Origin of the sequence: Catellatospora sp. NPDC049111 (genome assembly GCF_040648615.1) — a bacterium.
GTDB lineage: Bacteria > Actinomycetota > Actinomycetes > Mycobacteriales > Micromonosporaceae > Catellatospora > Catellatospora aurea.
Genome location: NZ_JBEZEB010000036.1, coordinates 42,146 through 62,962, shown reverse-complemented (window position 1 = coordinate 62,962; position 20,817 = coordinate 42,146). Strand labels below are relative to the sequence as shown.

The window sequence follows — 20,817 nt, the reverse complement described above, 5'->3', positions numbered from 1 at the left end:
GACACTGGCGCTCATGTCGATTCCGGCTGCCGGTGAGCGACCACGAGCACCGGGCAGTCGGCGTGGTGCAACACCTGCTGACTCGTCGATCCCAGCAACAGCCCGGTGAACCCACCCCGCCCCCGGGCACCGACAACCACCAGCTGCACATCATGGCTGCGCTCGACGAGCACCTGCCCCGCCCGCCCAGCACACACGTCCTCACGCACCCTCACCTCCGGGTGGCGGGCACGCGACCCTGCCAGTGCCACGACGAGCCGCTGCCGCTCGGTGTCGCGCGCCGGCGTCGGGTCGTAGGGCAGCGGCGCCATGTGTGACACCTCCAGCTGCGGATCGAACCAGGTCCGCAGGGCGAGCAGGTCCGCGCCGCGCTGCTCGGCCTCGACGAACGCCATCTCGATGGCCGCTGCGGCCTCGGGAGCGTCACCGACACCGAGCAGCACCGGTCCTGCCGGATGCGCACGCCCTCGCGCTACCAGGACCGGGATATCGCTGTGCGCGCTGACCTGGACCGCGACTGAGCCCAGTAGCAGGCTGGTGAACCCACCCACGCCGCGATCACCGAGGACCAGAAGCGAGGCGTCGCGTGCGGCAGCGAGCAAGGCCGCTGCCGGCGGGCCGACGACGACCTCAGCGACGGTTTTCAAACCGGGTTCGGCCGCGGCGGCATGTGCTGCGGCGTCGGCCAAAATGCGTTGGTCATCCTGGGCGAGGACCTCGTCCTGTGCCGGAGCCTGCGTACCGGTGCTCAGATGCGGCAACGGCCTGCTCACCGCGTGCACGATGCGCAGGGCACGGCGTTGGCGGGCGGCCGTGTGCGCGGCCAGGCCCACCGCTGTGAAGGCCTGCTGAGAGCCGTCCACTCCGACGACCACGGGTGCGCGGCCTGCCTCGTCGCCCGCCACGGCGTCACCTCCTGTGCTTACCGCGATCCGGTTGCCGGCCGTGGGCCGAAGATGCGCCACAATCCGGCGGCCAGGCCCGGTAGCAGCGCACCTGCTGCGCATACGGCAAGTTGGGTGCCGGTCAGCGGCTCGGTGCCCAGCAGTGTTCGCAGCCCGGGGAGCATGACGGCGGCGAGCTGCGCGACGGCGGACACGGCCACCGCGGCGAGCAGGCCGGGGTTGGCCCAGCGGTTGCCCGGGGTGCGGGTGGCGCGGACCGCGACCGCGACGCCGAGCTGCGCCAGACCGAGGGTCATGAACACCATGCTCTGCCAGGGCCAGCCGCGGGCGGCAGCGTAGACGCCGCACAGCAGAGTGACGGCGGTCAGCAGCGCTCCCAGCACCAGTACCGAGCGTGCCAGGCCGGCACCGAGGACCTGCTCGCCGGGGGGCCTGGGCGGGCGTCGCAGCACTGCCGGTTCGGCGGGTTCGGCGCCCATGGCGACACCGGGCAGCCCGTGGGTCAGCAGGTTGATCCACAGGATCTGGCCGGGCAGCAGCGGCACGCCCAGGCCCAGGAACGGGCCTACGAGCATGACGGCGAGTTCGGCGGCGCCGCCGGACAGGCCGTAGCGCAGGAAGCGGCGGATGTTGTCGTACACCCGGCGTCCTTCGGCCACGGCAGCGGTGATCGTGGCGAGGTCGTCGTCGACCAGTACGAGGTCGGCTGCCTGACGGGCGACTTCGGTGCCGCCGCCCATGGCCACGCCGATGTCGGCGCGGCGCAACGCTGGGGCGTCGTTGACGCCGTCACCGGTCATCGCGACGACCTGCCCGGCGCCCTGCAGTGCCGCGACGATGTCAAGCTTCTGTTCGGGCTGCGTGCGGGCGAACACGTGCACCTGGCCGGCCTGTTCGGGGTGATCACCGACGCCGACGGGCTCACCGGGCTGCCAGATGCCGATCTGGGCGCCGATGTGGGCGGCGGTGGCCGGGTGGTCGCCTGTTATCAACATCAGCCGGATGCCGGCCTGGCGGAACGCCCCTGCGGTGGCCGCCGCGGCTGGGCGCAGGGGGTCCTCGACACCGACCACCCCGAGCGCCCGCAGCCCCGTCGGCGCCAATGGACTGCTCGGTTGCGTGAACCTGCCTGCGGCTACGGCCAGGACCCTGAACCCGGCGGCGGCCAGCTGCCCGGCCGCCTGCCGGGCCGCGTCGGTGGCCGGATCGTCGACGACGACGGGAGCCGACAGCACCGTCTCCGGTGCGCCTTTGCAGATTGTCAGGTAGGTGTCGCCGTCGGCGTGCACGGTGGTCATCTGGCGGGTGGCCTGGTCGAACGGGTGTTCTGCCAGGCGTGGGGCATCGTGGCGTACCTGGGCGGGATCCATGCCGCAGCGGGCGGCGAAGGTGACCAGTGCCGCTTCGAGGGGGTCGCCGACGGCGGTCCACGCGGGTTTGTCCGATGTCGGGGCCAGCACGGTGGCGTCCGAGCACAGCAACGCGGCGCGGGCCAGGTCCAGCAGCGGCGGCGGCAGCGGGGCGGCGGGGGCGAATGCGCCGGTGGGCTCGTAGCCGGTGCCGTTGACGGTGACGTCGGCACCTGCCGCGATCGCTCGGCGCACTGTCATCCGTCCCTCGGTCATGGTGCCGGTCTTGTCGGCGGCCACGACGGTTACCGAGCCCATCGTCTCCACGGCGTGCAGGTCGCGTGGAATGGCGCGGTGCCGCGCCATTCTGCGGGCGCCGAGCGCGAGTGCCAGTGTCACGACCGCGGGCAGCGATTCCGGGACCGCAGCGACCACCAGACTCACCGCGATCAGGGCCATGAGCAGCACCGGCCGGCCGGCGGCGACGCCTGCGGCGAACACCACCAGGCACAGCACCACCACGGTCGCGCCCAGGATCCGGCTCAGGTGAGCCAGGCGCCGCTGCAGCGGGGTGGGACCGCTGGTCGTGCTCGCTACCAGCGTCGCGATGCGGCCCAGGGCGCTGCGCGGCCCGGTTCGCACGACGGTGCCGACCGCGCGTCCGGTCACCAGGACCGTGCCGGCGCTGAGTTCCTCTCCGGCGGGCCGGGGCACCGGCACCGACTCGCCGGTCAGCGCCGACTCGTCGGCCTGGCAGCGGTAGGAGTCATGCAGCAGCATGTCGGCCGGCACGATGTCACCGGCTTCGACCCGGACGAGGTCACCGCGGACGAGGTCGGCGGCCGGCACCACTGTCTCGTGTCCATCGCGTATGACGCGGGCAGTGGGCGCGGTCAGTGAGTCCAGCGCTGCGATCGCCCGATCGGCGCGGACCTGCTGCGCCACCCCGATCGCGGTGTTCAGACACACGACCAGCGCGATGATGACGGTGTCGGGCCAGTCCCCGAGGACCGCGGTGACAGCCCCCGCAGCCAGCAGCAACGACACCAGCGGGTCGGCCAGTTGGGCGCCGACCCGCGCGGCCAGGCGCCGCGGTCGTGGCCGGGCGACGGTGTTGGGGCCTTCCGCGGCCGCCCGGGCGGCGACTTGCTCCGCGCTGAGGCCGGTGGGCGGTTTCTCCTCGACCTGGGTGGCGGCTGCGGTCATCCCACCAGCGTGACGCCTACAAGGCCGCACAGCTGCGCAATCTCGGTAGGAGCGGGACAAAAGTCCCGGTCAGGTGCCGCCAAGGCGACCGTCGCGGTCGTGGCGGGCGTCGCTTGAGTTCACGTTTGCCTGCAAGCAGGGCTGGCCGCGGGAGCAGGTGTCGGCCATGTCCTTCCACCAGCCCGCACGGCAGGCGCAGAATGCTGGTGTGATCCGAGTGTTCCTGGTCGACGACCACGAGGTGGTCCGGTGCGGCCTGCGTGAGCTGTTGCAGGCCGACGGTGACATCGAGGTCGTCGGCGAGTCGGGATCAGCGGTGGAGGCGACCCGGCGCATCCCTGCGCTACGCCCGGATGTGGCGGTGCTCGATGCGCGGTTGCCGGACGGCAGCGGCATCGATGTCTGCCGTGAGATCCGCTCGGTCGACCCGGCAATCCAGGGTTTGATCTTGACGTCGTACGAGGACGATGAGGCACTGTTCGCCGCGATCATGGCAGGTGCCGCCGGGTATGTGCTCAAGCAGATCAAGGGCACTGACCTCGTCGACGCGGTGCGACGCGTAGCAGCGGGCCAGTCGCTGCTGGACCCGGCCGTCACTCGCCGGGTTCTGGAAAGGGTCCGTGATCCCCGGCATGAGCCGGAGCACCTGAAGTCGCTGACCGAGCAGGAGCGAAAGGTCCTCGGGTACATCGCCGACGGGCTGACCAACCGGCAGATCGCGGCACAGATGTTCCTGGCCGAGAAGACGGTCAAGAATTACGTCTCCAGCCTGCTGTGCAAGCTGGGCCTGGAAAGTCGCACGCAGGCCGCGGTCTTGGCCGTGAAGCTGCCCGAACGGCCACGTTAGCCCGTCTCGGGTGGCGCCAACCGCAGCGGTCGACGATCACGTCCGGTTGCGGGCCCTCAAAAGGCCGGCTGCGCCTTGGCGCGCTCCGACTGGTGGTGGCCGGCTGCCTGCTGACCGCTGGGAATGACGAGCACCGGACATGGCGCGCTGCGGATGCAGGCCTCGGTGACCGATCCCAGCACCTTGTGTAAGGCGCTGCTGTGTCCGTGCTGTCCGAGCACGAGCATGTCGGCGCCGGCGGCCGCGGCGGTCAACGCCTGCGCCGTGGGGCCCCGCACCACTTCGGTGGTGATGGGGACACCTTGCTGGCGTGCATGTACTGCGTCGATCTCGTGGGCGAGCAAGGCTTGCAGGTGGCGGCGTTCGTCGGCTGCCACTGTCGCGGCCAGGTCGCCTTCCCAGTGCCATGCCGCGACGGCGAGGACAGATCCGCCGCCGGCGGCCGCTTCGGCGACTGCCCAGCGCAGGGCGTGGCGGCTGCCGTCGGATCCGTCGACGCCGACGACGTACTTGGCGGGCTGCCTGTATGGCTCGGTAGGTGCCGCGCGGTTCTGCTCATCGTCGATGTCGTAGGTGAGCCGGTCTACCACCGTGGTGACGCCTGGGACCGCTTCGGTCAGCCGCACTGCTATCTGGGCTTTGCTGGACTGGTGGATGGCACCGGTGAGCGTGACCGCGCCGTCGTCGACGTCGACGTGCACGGCGTCAGGCGGAACGTGTAGTGCCCGTTCGAGGATCGACTGCGTGATCTCGGTCCTGATGTCGGCGTCGGAGCGCCGGAACAGGCGCAGCAGGTCGCGCCTGGCGACGATGCCGACCATTCGGCCTTGCCGGTCCACGACGGGGAGCTGCTTGATGTGCTTGTCGGCCATCAGGCGCGCGGCGTCGGCCACGCCGGCATCTGGTGCGACGGTGATGGCGGGAGCAGTCATTAGTTGTCGGGCGACGGCGCCCTGGGCCTTGGCCCGGGATGTGCGTCGGGAGGGCCGTTCCAGGATGTGCGTGGCGTCTTCCGGCTCCTGCAGGTATTCGACACGTCGTAGCAGGTCGCCCTCGGAGACCACCCCGGCCAGGCGGCGCAGGTCGTCCACGACCGGCACGGCGCTGATCTTGTTGCGGGCCAGCAGGTAGGCGATGTCGCTGTAGGTCATGTCCAGCGGAACGGTCAAGACATCGGTGACCATGACCTCACGCACTGTCGGCTTGTTCATCGGCGTTGCCCTTTCTCGGCGTACCCACTGGGCCTCGCTGGGCCTTGGGCGAGAGCACGGTGTGTCGTGTCAACCTTGACCCCGTTCCACCGCTTGCGGACAGGGCCACACCGCCTGCCTCGGCGGGAAGTTTGACCTGGTGGGCAGGCTGGCCGCCGGGATGGCCCGCGCATGGGGGCATGTGATCGCGCAGCTGCGGCGTTCGTGCTCCCATGCTCGCGAAACGGAAGACAATGGGGTGTGTCGCAGGGCGGTGAGGAAACGGTGGCAGCCGATTCACCGAGCGTCGTGCATGCGGACGGGTCAGCGACGGTGCCGGCAGTCCTCGTGGCCACCGGCGCGGCGGCGCGGCGTAGGCACGCTACGCGGATCACCCACGGCTTCGATCGGCCTCCCGTGCACCATTGGGCTTGTCACGCACCTCCGGTACCCCCGGCCACGAAAGGGCGCACGCCATGAGCGAGCGCCCGTCGGCTGGACCGCCGTCGCCGCGGCCGGGGCGCAGCGCCCTGGAGGAACTGGTCGCCCGCACCGGCGACACCGGCGCCCTGGACAGGTGGCGACCAGCCGCGACCGGCGAGCACGTGGCGGTCACCGCGGCGAACGTGCCTGCGGCTGCTGCTTACGGCACGGCCACGTATTTCACTGATCTGAGTTCGCCGACCGCGGCACGCCACGTTCGGGTCTGCGCTGGCACCGCGTGCTTCATCGCCGGCGGCGGCCGGCACCTCGCCCAGGTAGAGCAGGTTCTGGGGGTGCGTGCTGGCGAATGCAGCGCCGACGGCGCGGTGTCGCTGCAGGAGGTGCACTGCCTGGGTTTCTGCTATGGCGGCCCGGCGGCGCTGGACGGCGACGCACCGGCGGCCGGCGCCGACCTAACCGATCAGCTCAGCGGACTCGTGCCACGGCGTGCGCCCGGGATCCCGGCCTGGGCGGTCACCCACTCGGTCGTGCTGCGAGGGCTGGCGGCTGAGCCTGCGTGGCAGGTGTGGCCGCGCCTGCTCGGCCGCCCGGACGCCGTCGAGAGGGTACTGGCCGAGGTGACCGCAGCGGGGCTGCGGGGTCGTGGCGGCGCAGGTTTCCCCGCTGCCCGCAAATGGCAGGCCGTCGCCTCGGCCGGTCCGGGCCAGCGTTACGTGGTGGCGAACGGCGATGAGGGCGACCCCGGCGCCTACGCCGACCGGCTGGTCATGGAGCGCATACCCGACCGGGTCCTGGAGGGCCTTGCCCTGGCCGGCCTGGCGTGCGGGGCGTCCCGAGGATTCGTCTACGTCCGCTCGGAGTACCCGCAGGCGTACCGGAGCATGTGCGAGGCCGTCGAGCGGGCCCGGGCCGCCGGGCACCTCGGCCGGGCGGTGCACGGCTGCGGGGTCGACTTCGACGTCGAGGTGGTGGCAGGCGCCGGGTCGTACGTCGCGGGTGAGGAGACGTCGCTGCTGCGGTCGATGAGCGGCCTGCGCGGCAGCGTACGACCGCGCCCGCCGTACCCGAGCGAGTACGGCCTGTTCGGCCGCCCGACCGCGGTGAACAACGTGGAGACGCTCGCGGCGGTGCCGGCCGCGCTCGCCGACGGCGGCGCCGCCTACGCCAGGCTCGGCCGGGCGCCGGAGACCGGGACGTTGGTGGTGTGCCTCAACGAGCGTTTCACCTGGCCGGGGGCGTACGAGGTGGAGCTGGGCACGCCGTTGCGCGACATCGTGTACCGGCTCGGCGGAGGGCTGGCCGGCGGCGAGCTGCGGGCGTTGCAGGTCGGCGGGCCGCTGGGCGGCTTCCTCGGGCCCGATCAGCTCGACGTGCCGCTGCTGGCCTCGGCGCTGGACGACGCCGGTGCCGCCCTTGGCCACGGCGGTGTGATCGCCGTCGACGACTCGGTGTCGCCCGCGGCGCTGCTGGGGCATCTGTGGCGGTTCTACGCCCGGGAGAGCTGCGGGGCCTGCACGCCCTGCCGCGAAGGCACTCGGCGCGGGTGCGCCGATCCGGTCACCGGCGCGGCGGACGACGCGTTGTTGGAGCTGATGGCGCAGGCGAGCCTGTGCCCGTTCGGCCGGAGCATCCCGCGGGCGGTGCGCAGCCTGCTGCGGGTCTTCGGCGGAGCGGTGCCGTGAGGGTCACCGTCGACGGGCAGGTCGTGGACGTGCCAGCCGACGCGACGGTGCTGCGGGCGGTCCGCGCGGCCGGGGCGGTGGTGCCGACGCTGTGCCACGACGACCGGCTGAGCCCGTCGGGCAGCTGCCGGCTGTGCCTGGTGCGCCTTGCCGGGCGGGGCGTGGTCGCCGCGTGCGTGACGGCGGCCGCCGACGGTCAGGTGGTGACCACCGGCGAACCCGAGGTGACGGCGATGGCCCGGCAGGTCCTGGAGCTGACCGTGGAGCGGCTGCCGCGTACGGCGTTGGACCTGCCGACCGAGCTGGCCGCCCGCTGCGCGGAGCTCGGCGTCGGACCTGACGCGTTCGCCGCCGCCGGCCGGGGGCTGGGCGGCGACGACTCCCATCCGTACGTGCTCCTGGACCGGGATCTGTGCATCGCCTGTGGGCGGTGCGTACGCATGTGCGACGACGTGCAGGGCGCTTTCGCGCTCACCCTGGCAGGCCGCGGGTCCGACACCGTCGTCGCGCCGGGCGCGGGCAGCTGGGCGCAGTCGGCTTGCGTGTCGTGCGGCGGCTGTGTGGACACGTGCCCGACCGGCGCCATCACCCAGGCGGGCCTGGGCGCCACCCGTCCGGCTGCGGTGGCGGTGGACACGACCTGCGGATACTGCGGCGTCGGCTGCGCCCTGACCGTGCACGTCGCCGACGGCCGGATCACCGAGATCACCCCGGACCGCAGCGGATCGGTCAACCGCGGACACGCCTGCGTCAAGGGCCGCTTCGCCCACGGCTTCGCCACCTCCCCGGACCGGCTGACCACCCCGTTGATCCGTTCGGGTCAGCAGCTGCAACCGGCCACCTGGGACCAGGCGCTTGCTTTCATCGCCGACCGGCTGCACGCCGTCATCGAACGCCACGGCCCCGACGCCGTGGCCGCGATCTCCTCGGCACGTGCCACCAACGAGGAGAACTACCTGATGCAGAAGCTGATGCGCACCGTCGTCGGCACCAACAACGTCGACAACTGCTCGCGCATCTGCCACGCCCCGTCGGCCGCCGGTCTCACGGCCGCGTTCGGTCTGGCCGGCGGCACCAACCCGGCCGACGACATCGAGCTCGCCGACTGCATCCTGGTCGCGGGCGCGAACCCGACCGAGGCCCATCCGGTGGTCGGGGCACGCATCCTGCAGCAGGTGCTGTCCGGGGGGAGGCTCGTCGTCGTCGACCCGCGCCGCACGGCCCTTGCCGAGATAGCCGACGTGCACCTGGCCGGCCGTCCTGGCAGCAACGTGGCGGTGTTCAACGGCCTGGCACGGATCATGCTGGACGAGGGCTGGGTCGACGCCGACTTCCTGTCCGAGCGCGCGGACGGGCTCGACGAGCTCCGGGAGCAGCTGCGGTGGTTCACCGCCGACCGGGTCGAGCAGATCAGCGGGGTGCCTGCCGGCGCGTTGCGGGAAGCGGCGCGGCTCTACGGCACCGCGGCCATGCCGTCGATCATCTACGGGCTGGGTGTCACCGAGCACGCGCACGGCACCGACGGGGTGCGTACGCTGGCCAATCTGGCGATCCTGCGCGGCGCGGTCGGCACCGGACACGGCGGCGGGGTGAACCCGCTGCGCGGCCAGAACAACGTGCAGGGCGCCTCGGACATGGGCGCGTTGCCGGACCTGCTGCCCGGATATCAGCGCGTCGACGATCCACATGCACGGCAGCGCTGCGAGCAGGTCTGGGGTCACCCCGTGCCGCAGCGGCCGGGCCTGCGCATCCCGCAGATGTTCGACGCCGCCCTCGACGGCCGGGTGCAGGCGTTGTGGGTGTTCGGTGAGAACATCGCGCAGACCGACCCCGACAGCGGCCACGTCCGGGCCGCGCTGCAGGCGTGCGACCTCGTGATCTGCCAGGAGATCTTCCTGACCGGCACGGCCCGGCTGGCCGATGTCGTGCTGCCGGGGGCGTCGTTTCTGGAGAAGGACGGCACGTTCGTCAACTTCGACCGCCGGTTCCAGCGGGTCCGGCCCGCGCTGGACGTGCCGGGGCAGGCCCGCACGGACTTCGACATCCTGCGCTCGGTGGCGGCCGCGCTGGGCGGGGACCTCGGCTGCACCACGCCCGCGGCGGCGCTGGCCGAATGCGTCCTCGTCGCGCCCCTGTTCGCCGGGGTGTCCCACGCACGGCTGGAACGCGAAGGCCATCTGCACTGGCCGTGCCGTTCACCCGACGACCCCGGTGAGGCTCGCCTGTACCAGCGGGGTTTCGCCACCCCGAACGGTCGCGCGCAGCTGGCCGCCAGGCCGTGGCTGCCGCCGGGCGAGCAGCCGGACGCACAGTTCCCGTACGTTCTGATCACCGGGCGGCGGCTGGTGCACTACAACGCGGGCACGATGACCCGCCGCACCGCGAACCTGGCCCTGCAGCCCCGCGAGTGCGTCGACATCCACCCCGACGACGCGGCCGCGCTCGGGTTGCGCAACGGCGACGACGTCGAGATCAGCAGCCGGCGCGGCAGCATCGTGGCGGCGGCGCACGTGACCGCGCAGGTCGGTCCCGGGCAGGTGTTTCTCGCCTTCGCCTTCCCGCAGGTCGCCGCGAACCTGCTGACCTCCGCCGAGGTCGACGAGGTGACCTCCTGCCCGGAGTACAAGGTCACCGCGGTGCGGCTGTCCCCGACGTGATCCGGCGGGCGCGCACCGCCTTGTGGAGTGTGTCTGCCGCCAGGAGCACCGGTATGGCGAGCGCGGCCAGCGCCCAGCCGGCCGGTGGCGGCCACGATCCGCCCAGGGTCGCGGCGATGGCCGGCACGCCGAGGAAGGCGCACAGCAATACGAGTTCGATGGCCACGGCCGACAGCAGCAGCGGGTTGCGGCGCGGATCGAGCAGCAGCGCCGGCCGGGTTCCGCTGCGGCACGCGAAGGCGTTGGCCAGCTGCCCGAGCACGATCGCGGCGAACGCGGTGCCTGATGCGGCGGCCAGCAGCCCGGCCGACGGTGTGTCGCCCCAGCGCCACCCGCCGGCCAGCAGCACGGCGGTGAACGCGCCCAGCGACGCAATGACCTCTGCCGGGCCGAGCACACCGAAGGCGCGCACCAGCAGCCTGCGGTCGATCAGCTGCCCGGTGCGGGCCCGCCCGGTGAGCGTACGCGGATTCGGTGGCTCGGCGCCGAGCGCCAGGGCCGGCAGCAGGTCGGTGCCGATGTCCAGGGCGAGGATCTGCAGCACCCCTATGGCCAGCGGGAAGCTGCCGCCGGTCAGCGCCCAGACGGCGAACGGCGCGAGCTCGGCGACGTTGTCGGTGAGGTGGTAGGTCAGGAACCGGCGGATGTTGGCGAACGTGGACCGGCCCGTCTCGATCGCGGCGACGATGGTCGCGAAGTGGTCGTCGAGCAGGACCAGGTCGGCGGCCTCGCGGGCGACATCGCTGCCGGAGGCGCCCATGGCGATGCCGATGTCGGCCTCGCGCAGCGCCGGGGCGTCGTTGACGCCGTCGCCGGTCATCGCCACGGCGTGGCCGCGGGCGCGCAGGGCGCGGGCGATGCGCAGCTTCTGCTCCGGGGTGACGCGGGCGATGATGACACCGTCGTGATCGACCAGCGCACCGAGCGCGGCGTCGGTGGCGGGCAGCTGCGCTCCGGTGACCACTAGCGGGTCCGGGCCACACAGACCGACCTGTGCCGCCAGCGCCTTGGCCGTGGCCGGATGGTCACCGGTGATCATCGCGAGGTCGATGTGGGCCCTGCGGCAGGCCGCGATGGCGTCGCCGACGTCCGGGCGCGGCGGGTCGAGCAGCCCTACCACTCCGAGCAGGTCGAGTTCGGCGGCCGTGGCCGCGGCCGCCGGGGCGGTGTCGCGGCGGCGGGCGACGGCGAGCACGCGCAGTCCTCGGTCGGCCATCGCGTGGGCGGCTTGTAGCCCGGCCTGTGCGGCGTCCTCGTCGCGGCAGTCGGCCAGCACCTGCTCTGGGGCGCCTTTGACGTACAGGGTGGTGCCGGCCAGGCTCGCCGCGCGCAGGCGGCGCGGGTCGAAAGGCATCCAGAGCTGCTCTGGCTCGCTCTGCGCGCGGGCGTCGACGTCGACGCCGGCACGCAAGGCCAGCACGTGCAGAGCCACCTCCATCGGGTCGCCGTGGGGCTGCCATCCGCCTTCATACGGCGTCAACCGTCCGCGCGAGGCCCGGAAGGCCGCATATGCCAGCTCGCGGACCTGCGCGGCTACCGCAGGCGGGGCGTCGACGTGTCCGTGCTGTTCATAGCCCTCCCCGGTCACCCGCGCGGTGCCGTTCGGGGTCCACACCTGTATGACGGTCATCTGGTTGCAGGTGAGCGTGCCGGTCTTGTCGGTGCAGATGAACGTGACCGAACCGAGCGTCTCGACCGCCTCCAGCCGCCGGACGAGGGCGTTGCGGCGGGCCATCGCGTGCGCGCCGTAGGCCAGGGCGAGCGTCACCGTGGGCAGCAGGCCCTCGGGCACCAGCGCCACCGTGACACCGAGCGCGAACAGGAACCCCTGCAGTGGCGTGAGCCCGAGCATCAGACCGACGCCGAACAGCACGACCCCTGCCGCGACCGCGGTCACGGCCACGACCCGCACCACCCGGCTCAGCCTGACGGCGAGCGGGCTGGGCGGCCGGTGCGCCTGCCGGGTCATGGCGGCGATGTCGGCAAGGCGGGTGCGGCCGCCGGTGGCCGTGACGACCGTCTCGGCGGCGCCCTCGACGACGAAGGTGCCCGCGAAAAGATCCTCGCCCACCGTCACCTGCCGGGGCACGCTTTCACCCGTCAGCAGGGACTCGTCTGCTGCGAGTGCGGCCGCGGACACGACGCGCAGGTCGGCGCTGACCCTGTCGCCTGCCTCCAGCAGCACGACGTCACCAGGTACGAGGTCGGCGACCGGCACGGACCGGCGGTGGCCGTCGCGGCGGACGACGGCGGTGGCGGGCATGAGGTCGCGCAGCCGGTCGACGGAGCGGTCTGCCCGGTATTCCTGTACGAACGCGAACACGCCGTTCACCACGATCACGATGATGATCGCGACGCTCAGCTCCGGCATTCCGGCGAGCACGGCGAGCAGCGCGGCTGCCCACAGCAGCAGAGCGAAGAAGTGGGTCAGCTGCCGGACCAGCAGCAGTGCGACCGGTGGTCGCCGCGCTGCCGGCAGCGTGTTCGGTCCTGACATCGCACGCTTGCGGGTCACCTCGCTGGTGGTGAGACCGGTCGCCATGGTGTCAACGGAAGCGTGCGATGCGGATTGGGTAGTAGGACGCGCCTCAGCGCTGCTCATCGTGGCCCCACCCAGAGGTTCGGACGCCTAGCCTGGGTTGCGGTCGTGGTCAGTGCGGCGGGTGTGGCGCGTGGGGCGGTTCCACCCGCGCTTCAGAGCCGGGGAACACCATGCTCTCGCGGTCGGTGTCCAGCCAGCGCACGATGTACGGCGGCGTCCCGTCCCGATGTCGCAGCTCGGTGATGACGCCGACCCGCCGCGGCTCGCCGACGTGGATGGCCTCGAGCACGAGGCGGTCTCCGACGTGTGCCTTCATGCCTCCACTGTCCCTCCGGACCGGGCCGGCGCGGCAGGGAACAACCGCAGTGGATCCGGGACTTTCGGCCCGGTGCCGCTCAGGTGGTCAGCGGGAACGTGCGGTGTCGTCCGGCGGCGAGGCTGTGGACGGCGCCTGCGAAGCTGATCCGGATCGGGGGCGCTTTGCAGGGCCGCAGGCCTACGCGCAGCAGGTGGTGGTCGACGTCGATGACGACCCAGTGCCCCCGGTAGAGCACCTCGACGTGCAACGCCCGTAGTTCGGCGGGCAGCAGCGGGTGCAGGTACAGGATGTCGTCGCGGGTCTCCAGGCCGGTGTAGCAGCGCATGGCCAGGTCGATGGTGCCGGCCATGGCGCCCAGGTGCACTCCGGCACGCGTGCTGCCGCCCCGGGTGTCGGCGAGGTCGGCGCGCAGTGCCTGCGTGAAAAGCGTCCAGGACTGCTCCCGGTCGGCGCGGGCCTGCACCCAGCTGTGCGCGATACGGCTCAGGCTGGAGCCGTGCGCGACCCGGGCCAGGTAGTAGGCGACGGTGCGCTCGATCGTCGCCGCGTCGAGGGGGTAGCCCAGGCGGGCGAACACGTCGCGCAGCTCCTCCGCGGACAGCAGGTAGAGCAGCATGAGGACGTCGGCTTGTTTGGACAGCTGGTAGCGGTTGGGGGTGTCTCCCTGCGCACGCAGCACCGCGTCGATGCCGATGAGGTCGCCGAAGCGCTTGCGGTGGGTGTCCCAGTCGAACTCGGCCAGCTGCCCGTAGCCGGCGAACTGGCTGATGACGCCGTCGTGGAACGGCACCCGCATGCCGCGGCTGATCCGCTCCCACCAGCAGGTCTCGTTCTCGCCCAGGCCGAGCTGCACCCACAGGCGCCCGCAGTGGTGCCCGGCCAGTAGCGCGATGACGTCCAGGGCACGGCAGAGCACCCAGGCCGTCATCACGTTGGTGTAGGCGTTGTCGCGCAGCCCTGGTTCGGTCGCTTCCGGGTAGGCGGTGTGGTACTCGTCCGGGCCCATGACGCCGCTGATGCCGTAGCGGCCGTCGTCGGGATCGTATTCGACCAGACTGGCGAGGTGGCGCGCGACCTCGATGATCATCTCGGCGCCGTACTCGGCGAGGAAGTCGATGTCGCCGGTCACCTGGTAGTACTGCCACGTGTCGTAGGCGACGGCGATGCCGACGTGGCGCTGCAGGTGCGAGCAGTCCGGGATCCAATGCCGGGCCGCGGTGTCGTACAGCTCGGTGGGGGTTTCCCGCGTCCGTCGCTGCCGCTCTGCCAGGGGAACATCGCGCCGCTGCGCCCAGCGCGGCGGGCGGACCGGCGGGCGGCGTCCAGCCGCCGCCAGCGGTAGAGCAGCAGCGCCCGCGACAGCGCCGGAAGCCTCAGGTTGAGGACAGGGAAGACGAACATCTCGTCCCAGAACACATGCCCGTGGTAGCCCTCACCGTGCAGCCCGCACGCCGGTACTCCGGCGTCGAGCTGCGCGGTGTGCGGCGACAGCGTCTGCAGCAGGTGGAAGGTGTGCAGCCGCAGCGCCAGCACCACCTCGTCGCCGGCGTCGACGGCCAGGTCGAACCGTTCCCAGAGCGTGCCCCACGCCCGCTCGTGCGCGGCCAGCAGCTCGGCGAACCCGCCGGCGGCAGCGGCCGCCTCCCGGGCGGCCAGCGTGGGCTCGCTGACGGCCGGGTCGCGGGAGGTGGCCACGGCGACGACCTTCTCGACCGTCAGCGGCTGCCCCTGTGCCAGCTCGCAGTGCAGCACCTGGCCGGCGAATCCCTGCGGTGTCAGCGATGCCGTCCGCGGCACCGCCACGGTCCGCCCGATCGGGTCGCGTACGACGGTGCGGGCGGCCATGGCGACACGCACGTGTGACTGCGTGGTCGCGACCGTGAGCACGGCCGTGTCACCGTCGGCCGTCGCCGACTCCGGTGCGAGGTGCACCTTGGCCAGCGGCGCGTCTTCGGGCAGGTTCGCGTTGACCACCGTCCCGTCGATGCCGCACCGCACCTCCAAGCTGCCTGACCAGTCCTCGGCGGTGAAGACGGTCTCGAGCGCGGCCAGGTGGGGGTCGTCCATGTGGACCAGCCGGCGCTGGCGGACGGCGGTGTGGCGGCCCTGCTCGTCACGGAAGCGGAGCACTCTGGTCAGCACTCCGTTACGCAGGTCGAGTTCCGTGCGGTACACGGTCAGCTCAGCGGTGTCCGGGGTGTCAGACCGGCAGCCGGGTACGGCGACGCCCGGGCGGCGACCGCATTATGGCGCTGTTGACCCACCCGTGACTTTCCATCGAACCCCCGTATATAAAGGCTTTTCGGATTTAGGGTGATGGAGGTGACTCAAACCGGGGAGGTCGACATGTTTCGTGCCGTAAGCCTTGCGGTGCTCACCACAGTCGTGCTCGCCGCCGGCGCGACGGCCGGCTGCGCCGGTACCCGGACCCAGCAGAGCGCACCGGCGCACCCGGCTGCGGTGGCGCAGCCGAGCCCGACGCAGCAGTTCAACGACACCGACGTCCAGTTCCTGCAGCAGATGATCGTCCACCACCAGCAGGCGCTGATGATGTCCAGGATGGCCGCCGCCACAGCCCCCGACGCCGACGTCAAGCAGCTCGCCGTCGAGATCGAGCAGGAACAGACGCCCGAGATCGAGCAGATGAGCGCCTGGCTGCAGCAGTGGGGCAAGCCGGTGCCGTCGATGGGGCCCGGCATGGCACTGCCGTCGATGTCGCCGCCGATGGGCCGCGGCATGATGCCGTCGATGGGACCGATGCCCGACATGGGACGGATGCAGAACATGACCGGCGAGCAGTTCGACCGCATGTTCCTGCAGATGATGATCGCCCACCATGAGGGCGCGGTCGCGATGGCCAAGGCCGAGATCGCCGGTGGCGCGAACCCGGCCGTCAAGCAGCTCGCCGCAAAGATCCAAGCCAGCCAGACCGCGCAGATCGAGCAGATGCGCCAGATGCTGGGCGCCATCCCGAGCCCGACCAGCTAACCAGCTCACACGTGCCCGCCCCGGCTCCTGCACTTGTGCTCGTGCAACTCACGACTTCGGCAAGCGGTACCGAGCTGGAGGTCGGCCCCCCGGGCAACCCGCCGCCGCACCTGCACTTTCACCCCGCTAGCCCGCATTGTGATGGAAGCAGATCCGCCGGGGTGCAGCTGGGCCGTACCGAGCAAAGGAGACCGCTGTGACCAACGTGACCATGCCTATGCTCGAAACGAACCCGCTGGAGATCAACTTTGACCGGCGCCAGTTCGCGTCAGCGATCGACTCGTTGATCTCGTGTAGCGAGGCACGCACCGCAAGCGCTGACACCTGCCTGAGCGAGCCGATGATCGCCGAGCTGGCCAAATGCATCCGCACCAACCTCGACTGCGCCGACATCTGCCAGGCCACCGCCCGGGTGCTGTCGCGGCACACCGGCTACGACGCCAACATCAGCCGCACCCTGCTCGAGGCCTGCATCATGGCCTGCAAATCCTGCGCCGACGAGTGCGAGCGCCACGCCGACTTGCGCGAGCACTGCCGGATCTGCGCGCAGGCGTGCCGGGACTGCGAGGCAGCCTGTCGGCAACTGCTGGCAGCGATGCAATGAAGCACTCCGCTTCGGCTAGTGCCGGGTGCCGCGGCCCAGGGACCGGCACCACGTCTCATCCACGCGCCGTCGCGCTCATGGACTGCACCGGCAGCCCGGCCGGCAGGCACACCAGCAGCGACCTGACCAAGATCATCATCCCATGATCATGGCAGCATCGGCCATAGGCTGCGACTGCCTGGCCGCCGACGGCGCCATCGTGCACCTGCGCCCGGCCGGCGAAAAAGACCGGGCCGGACTGGCGCGGCTCTACCGCAGCGCCTCAGACGCCAGCCGCCGCATGCGCTTCGGGTACCTCAGCAACCGCCAGGTCGACGACGAGGTGACACGGCTGACACGTCCGGCCGGCGCCGATCACGCCGTGCACGTGGCCTGCCACCGCGGCCAGGTCATCGGCGTCGCATCCTGGGAGCGCACCGACCGGCCCGGCGTAGCGGAGTTCGCGGTGTTCGTCGCCGACGACTGGCAGGGCCGCGGCATCGGCACCCTGCTGATGGAGGACCTCGCCGAACACGCACGCCGCGCCGGAATCCGGGAGCTGGTGGGCGAGGTGCTGCCTGGCAACCAGCGCATGCTGAAGGTTGTCACCGATCTGGCCCGTCCGGTTGCCGGCAGCCGCGACCCCGACACCGTCATCGTGCGGATGTCCACCGATCCTGACACCGCCGCGATCGCCGCCGTCGACGAGCGCGAACGTGCCGCCGAGCGTCTGTCGCTGCGCCGGCTGCTGGCACCCGCCTCGGTGGCTGTCGTCGGCGCGGGCCGCGCCCCCGGCGGCGTAGGGCATGAGGTCCTGGCGAACATCGTGCGGGGCGGGTTCACCGGGCGCGTGTACGCCGTCAACCCGCACGCCGACCACATTGCGGGGGTGCCGTCGTTCGCGGGCGTCGGTGACATCGGTGAGCCGGTGGACCTGGTGGTGGTCGCCGTGCCTGCGGCCACGGTCGAGCAGGTGCTTGCCGATGCCGCAGCAGCGGGTGCCGGCGGGGCCGTGATCCTGTCGGCGGGCTTCGCCGAGGCCGGACCGGCCGGTGCCGCGCTGCAGCGGCATCTGGTGCGGATCGCCCGCGACCACGACATGAGGATCATCGGTCCGAACTGCCTCGGCGTGGCCAACACCGACCCCGGCGTGAGCCTGAACGCGACCTTCGCCGCAGGCGCGGCAGCCACCCCGGGCGGGTTGGCAGTCGCCGTGCAGTCCGGAGCTGTCGGCATCGCCGTGCTCGAACACGCCGCCCACACCGGCGCCGGCGTGTCGACATTCGTGTCCCTGGGCGACAAAGCAGACGTCAGCAGTAACGACCTGCTCGCCTACTGGTACGACGATCCCGACACCCAGGCCGTGGCCCTGTACCTGGAATCGCTGGGCAACCCCCGCAAGTTCGCCCGCCTGGCCCGCGCCGTCGCCCGCCGCAAACCGGTCCTGGCCGTCAAAGCCGGCCGCACACCCGCCGGTGACCGAGCGGTCGGCTCGCACACCGCCGCGGCCGCGCAACCGGACACCTACGTGGACGCCCTGTTCGCCCAGGCCGGTGTCATCCGTGTCGACACCCTCGGCGAGCTGCTCGACGCCACCCGGATGCTGATCGACCAGCCGCTGCCTGCGGGTCCGCGCCTGGCGGTCGTCGGTAACGCGGGTGGGCTGTGCGCGTTGGTCGCCGACACCGCGGCCGCCGAAGGCCTGAATCTGCCGCCGCTGCAGGTGGGAAACCCTGTGGATCTCGGTGCCTGTGCCACCCCGGGCCAGCTGAACACCATGATGTCCAGCGTTGGGGAAAGCGGGCAGGTCGACGCGGTGATCGCGGTGGTGGTGGCCACCGCCGCCAACGACGTCGGGGCTCTGCTGGCCGCCGCCGCAGCCGCCGCCGACAGCGTCGCGAAGGTGCCCACGGCGGTCGTGGCGGTCGGCGCGCCAGACCTGCCGTGCGCTGTCGGAGCCCGTCGAACCCCGGTGTATCCGCTGCCGGAGCAGGCCGTCCGCGCGATGGCACATGCGGTCCGCTACGGAAGCTGGCGCAGCCGGCCGCTCGGTACACAACCCGCCCTGGCAGGTATCGACACCACCGCCGCCCGCGATGTCGTCGCAGCGGCACTGGATCACGGCGACGGCTGGCAGCCGCCGGTCACCGTTGAGGCGCTGCTGGCCGCATACGGGATCGCGACGCTGCCGGCACGCACTGCCGGCAGCGAAACCGATGCGCTTGCCGCGGCCGCGGCGATCGGTTACCCGGTCGTGGTCAAATCCGCCGACCCGGCCGTCGTGCACAAGACCGACCTCGGCGCGGTGTGCCTGGACCTGCGCGACGAGGCCGCAGTCGCCGCCGCCTACCAGCAGGTCACCGCAGCCACCGGCGGCGGGGCCGTGCTCGTGCAGCCGATGCATGAAGGGGGTGTCGAGGTCGTCGTCGGGGTCGTGCTGGACCCGATGTTCGGGCCTCTGCTGATGGCCGGACTCGGCGGCGTCTACACCGACCTGCTCGACGACCGTGCGTGGCAGCTGACGCCGGTCAGTGACCGCGACGCTGCGGCCCTGTGGCGGCGTCTTCGCGCCGCCCCGCTGCTGACCGGCTACCGCGGCAGCGCCCCAGCCGACACCGCGGCACTGGAGGACCTGCTGATGCGTGTCGGTCGGCTTGCCGAAGACCTGCCAGAAGTCGCCGAGATCGACCTCAACCCGGTGTCGGTCGACTCGAAAGGAGTACTTGTCGTGGACGCCAAGCTGCGCCTGTCCCATGCCCTCCAGCAGCAGGAAGCCGACCAACGCCGCCTGTCCCAATAGGGCGGGTAACCGATTTCCGGCCGCGCGGTGCCGACTTGCCGGCAATTGCGGGGCTGGTCCTTTACGCCTTCGCCATCGTTCACCGCGAGAAGTCGGCGGACATCGGCAGAGGGTGATGCGGGTAGCCATATCGGCGGCGGGTGACCGTTGGGTGACGCCCAGGAATCCGTCCGCACCGCACGGCCGGTCGCGGATCGTGCCGAACCCGACACTCTGCTCGCCCAGGTTGACACGATGACGGTGGGGTTGGCGAGCTCGGCGGCGCGTAGCCCGCCTGGCGCAAGCACGAGCGACGCGACAGGCTTGGCTACGTGTGCTTGGCGACGGTGAGAAGCACAACGGCGTCCTCGGGCGCGGTCAGCGTGTGACGGCTGTCCGGCACGACCAGCAGATCTCCGCTGACGCCTTCCTATGAGGCGTCCTGGGTTGCCAAACGTACCCGTCCCCGCAACACTTGCAAGGTGGCCTCGCCCGGGTTCTCGTGCTCAGCCAGGCACTCGCCGGCGCGCAAGGCCAAGACGGCCTGTCGCAGCAGGCGAGTTTGCCCTCCATAGACCGTTTGGCTACTACGACCACTGGATGAATGGCTTGCGGCGTACATCAGCTGGGTCGCCAAAGCCGTCAACGACGATTGGTCCATGGACGGTCCTCTCAGTCGGTGGACGGGCGGCGTATCCGGCCGCTCCTCCTAGCGCGACATGGCGGGGGAGGCCGACATTCGACAGCGCCCGCGGCGTCGCGCAACCCGCTTGTCGAACCGGAATCGTGCTCCAGGAAGTCCGGGACGTGGCGTCCACAATATTCCGTGCGGCGCGGTGCCCAGTTTCACCGCGCCGCAGGCATCCGATGTCTCAACTACCGGTGACCGGGATTTGCCGACCGGTCGGTTCGCTGGCCTTCAGCGGCACCGTGACCTCGAGTATGCCCTTGTCGTAGCCGGCCTTGATGTTGTCGGTGTCGGCGTTGCCGGGAAGCCGCACCGAGCGTTGCAGCATGCCGTAGTGGAACTCGGAGCGGCCCTTGGCCCTCTGCTCGGTGCGGCGCTCGGCGTGGATCGAAAGCACGCCGGCGTCCACAGAGATCTGGATGTCCTTTTCCGGGTCCATACCAGGCAGCTCCGCCCGGATCTTGTACTCCTGGTCGGTGAGCGTGTCCTCCACCCGGATGATGTGCCCGGGCATGAACTGGTGCTCACTTTCGAGCCAGTCGGTCAGGTCGCCGAACAGTCGCGGCATCAGCGCGGTCATGGCCCTTCTCCCTCCGTGTAGATGTTCACCCTCCATTGCACGCCCGTCCGGCACCGCC

General features: G+C 71.4%; 14 protein-coding genes. 6 read left to right on the top strand and 8 right to left on the bottom strand.

Translation table 11 applies throughout. The features are described 5' to 3' along the window. Positions 1-11: 11 nt before the first annotated feature. Both AB0B66_RS33290 and AB0B66_RS33285 read right to left on the bottom strand, forming a co-directional pair. Entirely contained in the window at positions 12-905 is an 894-nt protein-coding gene (locus AB0B66_RS33290; RefSeq protein ID WP_360537486.1) for a universal stress protein, read from the bottom strand. A gap of 17 nt (positions 906-922) precedes the next feature. After that, positions 923-3,460, bottom strand: a complete 2,538-nt coding sequence (locus AB0B66_RS33285) for a cation-translocating P-type ATPase (RefSeq protein ID WP_360537484.1) — start codon at positions 3,458-3,460, stop codon at positions 923-925. A 208-nt stretch (positions 3,461-3,668) separates the two neighbouring features. Here AB0B66_RS33285 and AB0B66_RS33280 point away from each other — a divergent pair, with 208 nt between their 5' ends. Beyond that, on the top strand, positions 3,669-4,307 hold the full coding sequence (locus AB0B66_RS33280; protein WP_360537482.1) for a response regulator transcription factor: 639 nt from the start codon (positions 3,669-3,671) through the stop codon (positions 4,305-4,307). Positions 4,308-4,363: 56 nt separating this feature from the next. Here the strand turns inward: AB0B66_RS33280 and AB0B66_RS33275 are convergent, their stop codons facing one another. Beyond that, positions 4,364-5,518, bottom strand: coding sequence for a CBS domain-containing protein (locus AB0B66_RS33275; RefSeq protein ID WP_360537480.1), 1,155 nt, complete (start codon positions 5,516-5,518; stop codon positions 4,364-4,366). Between the two features lie 455 nt (positions 5,519-5,973). On the opposite strand from AB0B66_RS33275, the gene AB0B66_RS33270 reads away from it, so the two are divergent. Together AB0B66_RS33270 and fdhF are read left to right on the top strand one after the other, a co-directional pair. Continuing rightward, entirely contained in the window at positions 5,974-7,623 is a 1,650-nt protein-coding gene (locus tag AB0B66_RS33270; RefSeq protein WP_360537478.1) for an NAD(P)H-dependent oxidoreductase subunit E, read from the top strand. Next, the gene (gene fdhF, locus AB0B66_RS33265; RefSeq protein ID WP_360537476.1) at positions 7,620-10,280 is read left to right on the top strand and encodes a formate dehydrogenase subunit alpha; all 2,661 of its coding nucleotides are present in this window, start codon (positions 7,620-7,622) and stop codon (positions 10,278-10,280) included. The genes AB0B66_RS33270 and fdhF overlap by 4 nt, the downstream gene beginning before the upstream one ends. Here the strand turns inward: fdhF and AB0B66_RS33260 are convergent. The 4 genes from AB0B66_RS33260 to AB0B66_RS33245 form a co-directional block, all read right to left on the bottom strand. Beyond that, positions 10,252-12,822: a cation-transporting P-type ATPase gene (locus tag AB0B66_RS33260; protein ID WP_360537474.1), complete on the bottom strand. Its 2,571-nt coding sequence runs from the start codon at positions 12,820-12,822 to the stop codon at positions 10,252-10,254. The two genes, fdhF and AB0B66_RS33260, sit on opposite strands and share 29 nt — an antisense overlap. Positions 12,823-12,931: 109 nt before the next feature. Next, positions 12,932-13,138, bottom strand: a complete 207-nt coding sequence (locus tag AB0B66_RS33255) for a DUF1918 domain-containing protein (protein WP_360537472.1) — start codon at positions 13,136-13,138, stop codon at positions 12,932-12,934. A 79-nt stretch (positions 13,139-13,217) separates the two neighbouring features. Beyond that, positions 13,218-14,306 (bottom strand): glycosyl hydrolase family 65 protein, encoded by a 1,089-nt coding sequence (locus AB0B66_RS33250; RefSeq protein WP_360537532.1) that lies wholly within the window; start codon positions 14,304-14,306, stop codon positions 13,218-13,220. Next, entirely contained in the window at positions 14,267-15,316 is a 1,050-nt protein-coding gene (locus AB0B66_RS33245) for a hypothetical protein (RefSeq protein ID WP_360537470.1), read from the bottom strand. Before AB0B66_RS33245 ends, AB0B66_RS33250 begins: the two co-directional genes overlap by 40 nt. 171 nt (positions 15,317-15,487) lie before the next feature. Here AB0B66_RS33245 and AB0B66_RS33240 point away from each other — a divergent pair, with 171 nt between their 5' ends. From AB0B66_RS33240 to AB0B66_RS33230, 3 genes are all read left to right on the top strand, one after another. Beyond that, on the top strand, positions 15,488-16,129 hold the full coding sequence (locus tag AB0B66_RS33240; protein ID WP_360537468.1) for a DUF305 domain-containing protein: 642 nt from the start codon (positions 15,488-15,490) through the stop codon (positions 16,127-16,129). Positions 16,130-16,325: 196 nt separating this feature from the next. After that, positions 16,326-16,733 carry a four-helix bundle copper-binding protein gene (locus tag AB0B66_RS33235; protein ID WP_360537466.1) on the top strand — a complete coding sequence of 136 codons (408 nt, stop codon included), beginning with the start codon at positions 16,326-16,328 and terminating at the stop codon, positions 16,731-16,733. 142 nt (positions 16,734-16,875) lie between these two features. After that, complete coding sequence (locus AB0B66_RS33230; RefSeq protein WP_360537464.1) at positions 16,876-19,512, top strand: GNAT family N-acetyltransferase; 2,637 nt, start codon at positions 16,876-16,878, stop codon at positions 19,510-19,512. Positions 19,513-20,363: 851 nt separating this feature from the next. Here AB0B66_RS33230 and AB0B66_RS33225 read toward each other — a convergent pair. Then, entirely contained in the window at positions 20,364-20,759 is a 396-nt protein-coding gene (locus tag AB0B66_RS33225) for an Hsp20/alpha crystallin family protein (protein WP_360537462.1), read from the bottom strand. Positions 20,760-20,817: the final 58 nt, after the last annotated feature.

What these genes read in the sequence shown, in the direction of transcription:
- AB0B66_RS33260 (WP_360537474.1), bottom strand. Translation starts at nt 12,822, where the DNA reads ATGGCGACCGGTCTCACCACCAGCGAGGTGACCCGCAAGCGTGCGATG.
- AB0B66_RS33270 (WP_360537478.1), top strand. Translation starts at nt 5,974, where the DNA reads ATGAGCGAGCGCCCGTCGGCTGGACCGCCGTCGCCGCGGCCGGGGCGC.
- AB0B66_RS33240 (WP_360537468.1), top strand. Translation starts at nt 15,488, where the DNA reads ATGTTTCGTGCCGTAAGCCTTGCGGTGCTCACCACAGTCGTGCTCGCC.
- AB0B66_RS33230 (WP_360537464.1), top strand. Translation starts at nt 16,876, where the DNA reads ATGATCATGGCAGCATCGGCCATAGGCTGCGACTGCCTGGCCGCCGAC.
- AB0B66_RS33225 (WP_360537462.1), bottom strand. Translation starts at nt 20,759, where the DNA reads ATGACCGCGCTGATGCCGCGACTGTTCGGCGACCTGACCGACTGGCTC.
- AB0B66_RS33255 (WP_360537472.1), bottom strand. Translation starts at nt 13,138, where the DNA reads ATGAAGGCACACGTCGGAGACCGCCTCGTGCTCGAGGCCATCCACGTC.
- AB0B66_RS33285 (WP_360537484.1), bottom strand. Translation starts at nt 3,460, where the DNA reads ATGACCGCAGCCGCCACCCAGGTCGAGGAGAAACCGCCCACCGGCCTC.
- AB0B66_RS33275 (WP_360537480.1), bottom strand. Translation starts at nt 5,518, where the DNA reads ATGAACAAGCCGACAGTGCGTGAGGTCATGGTCACCGATGTCTTGACC.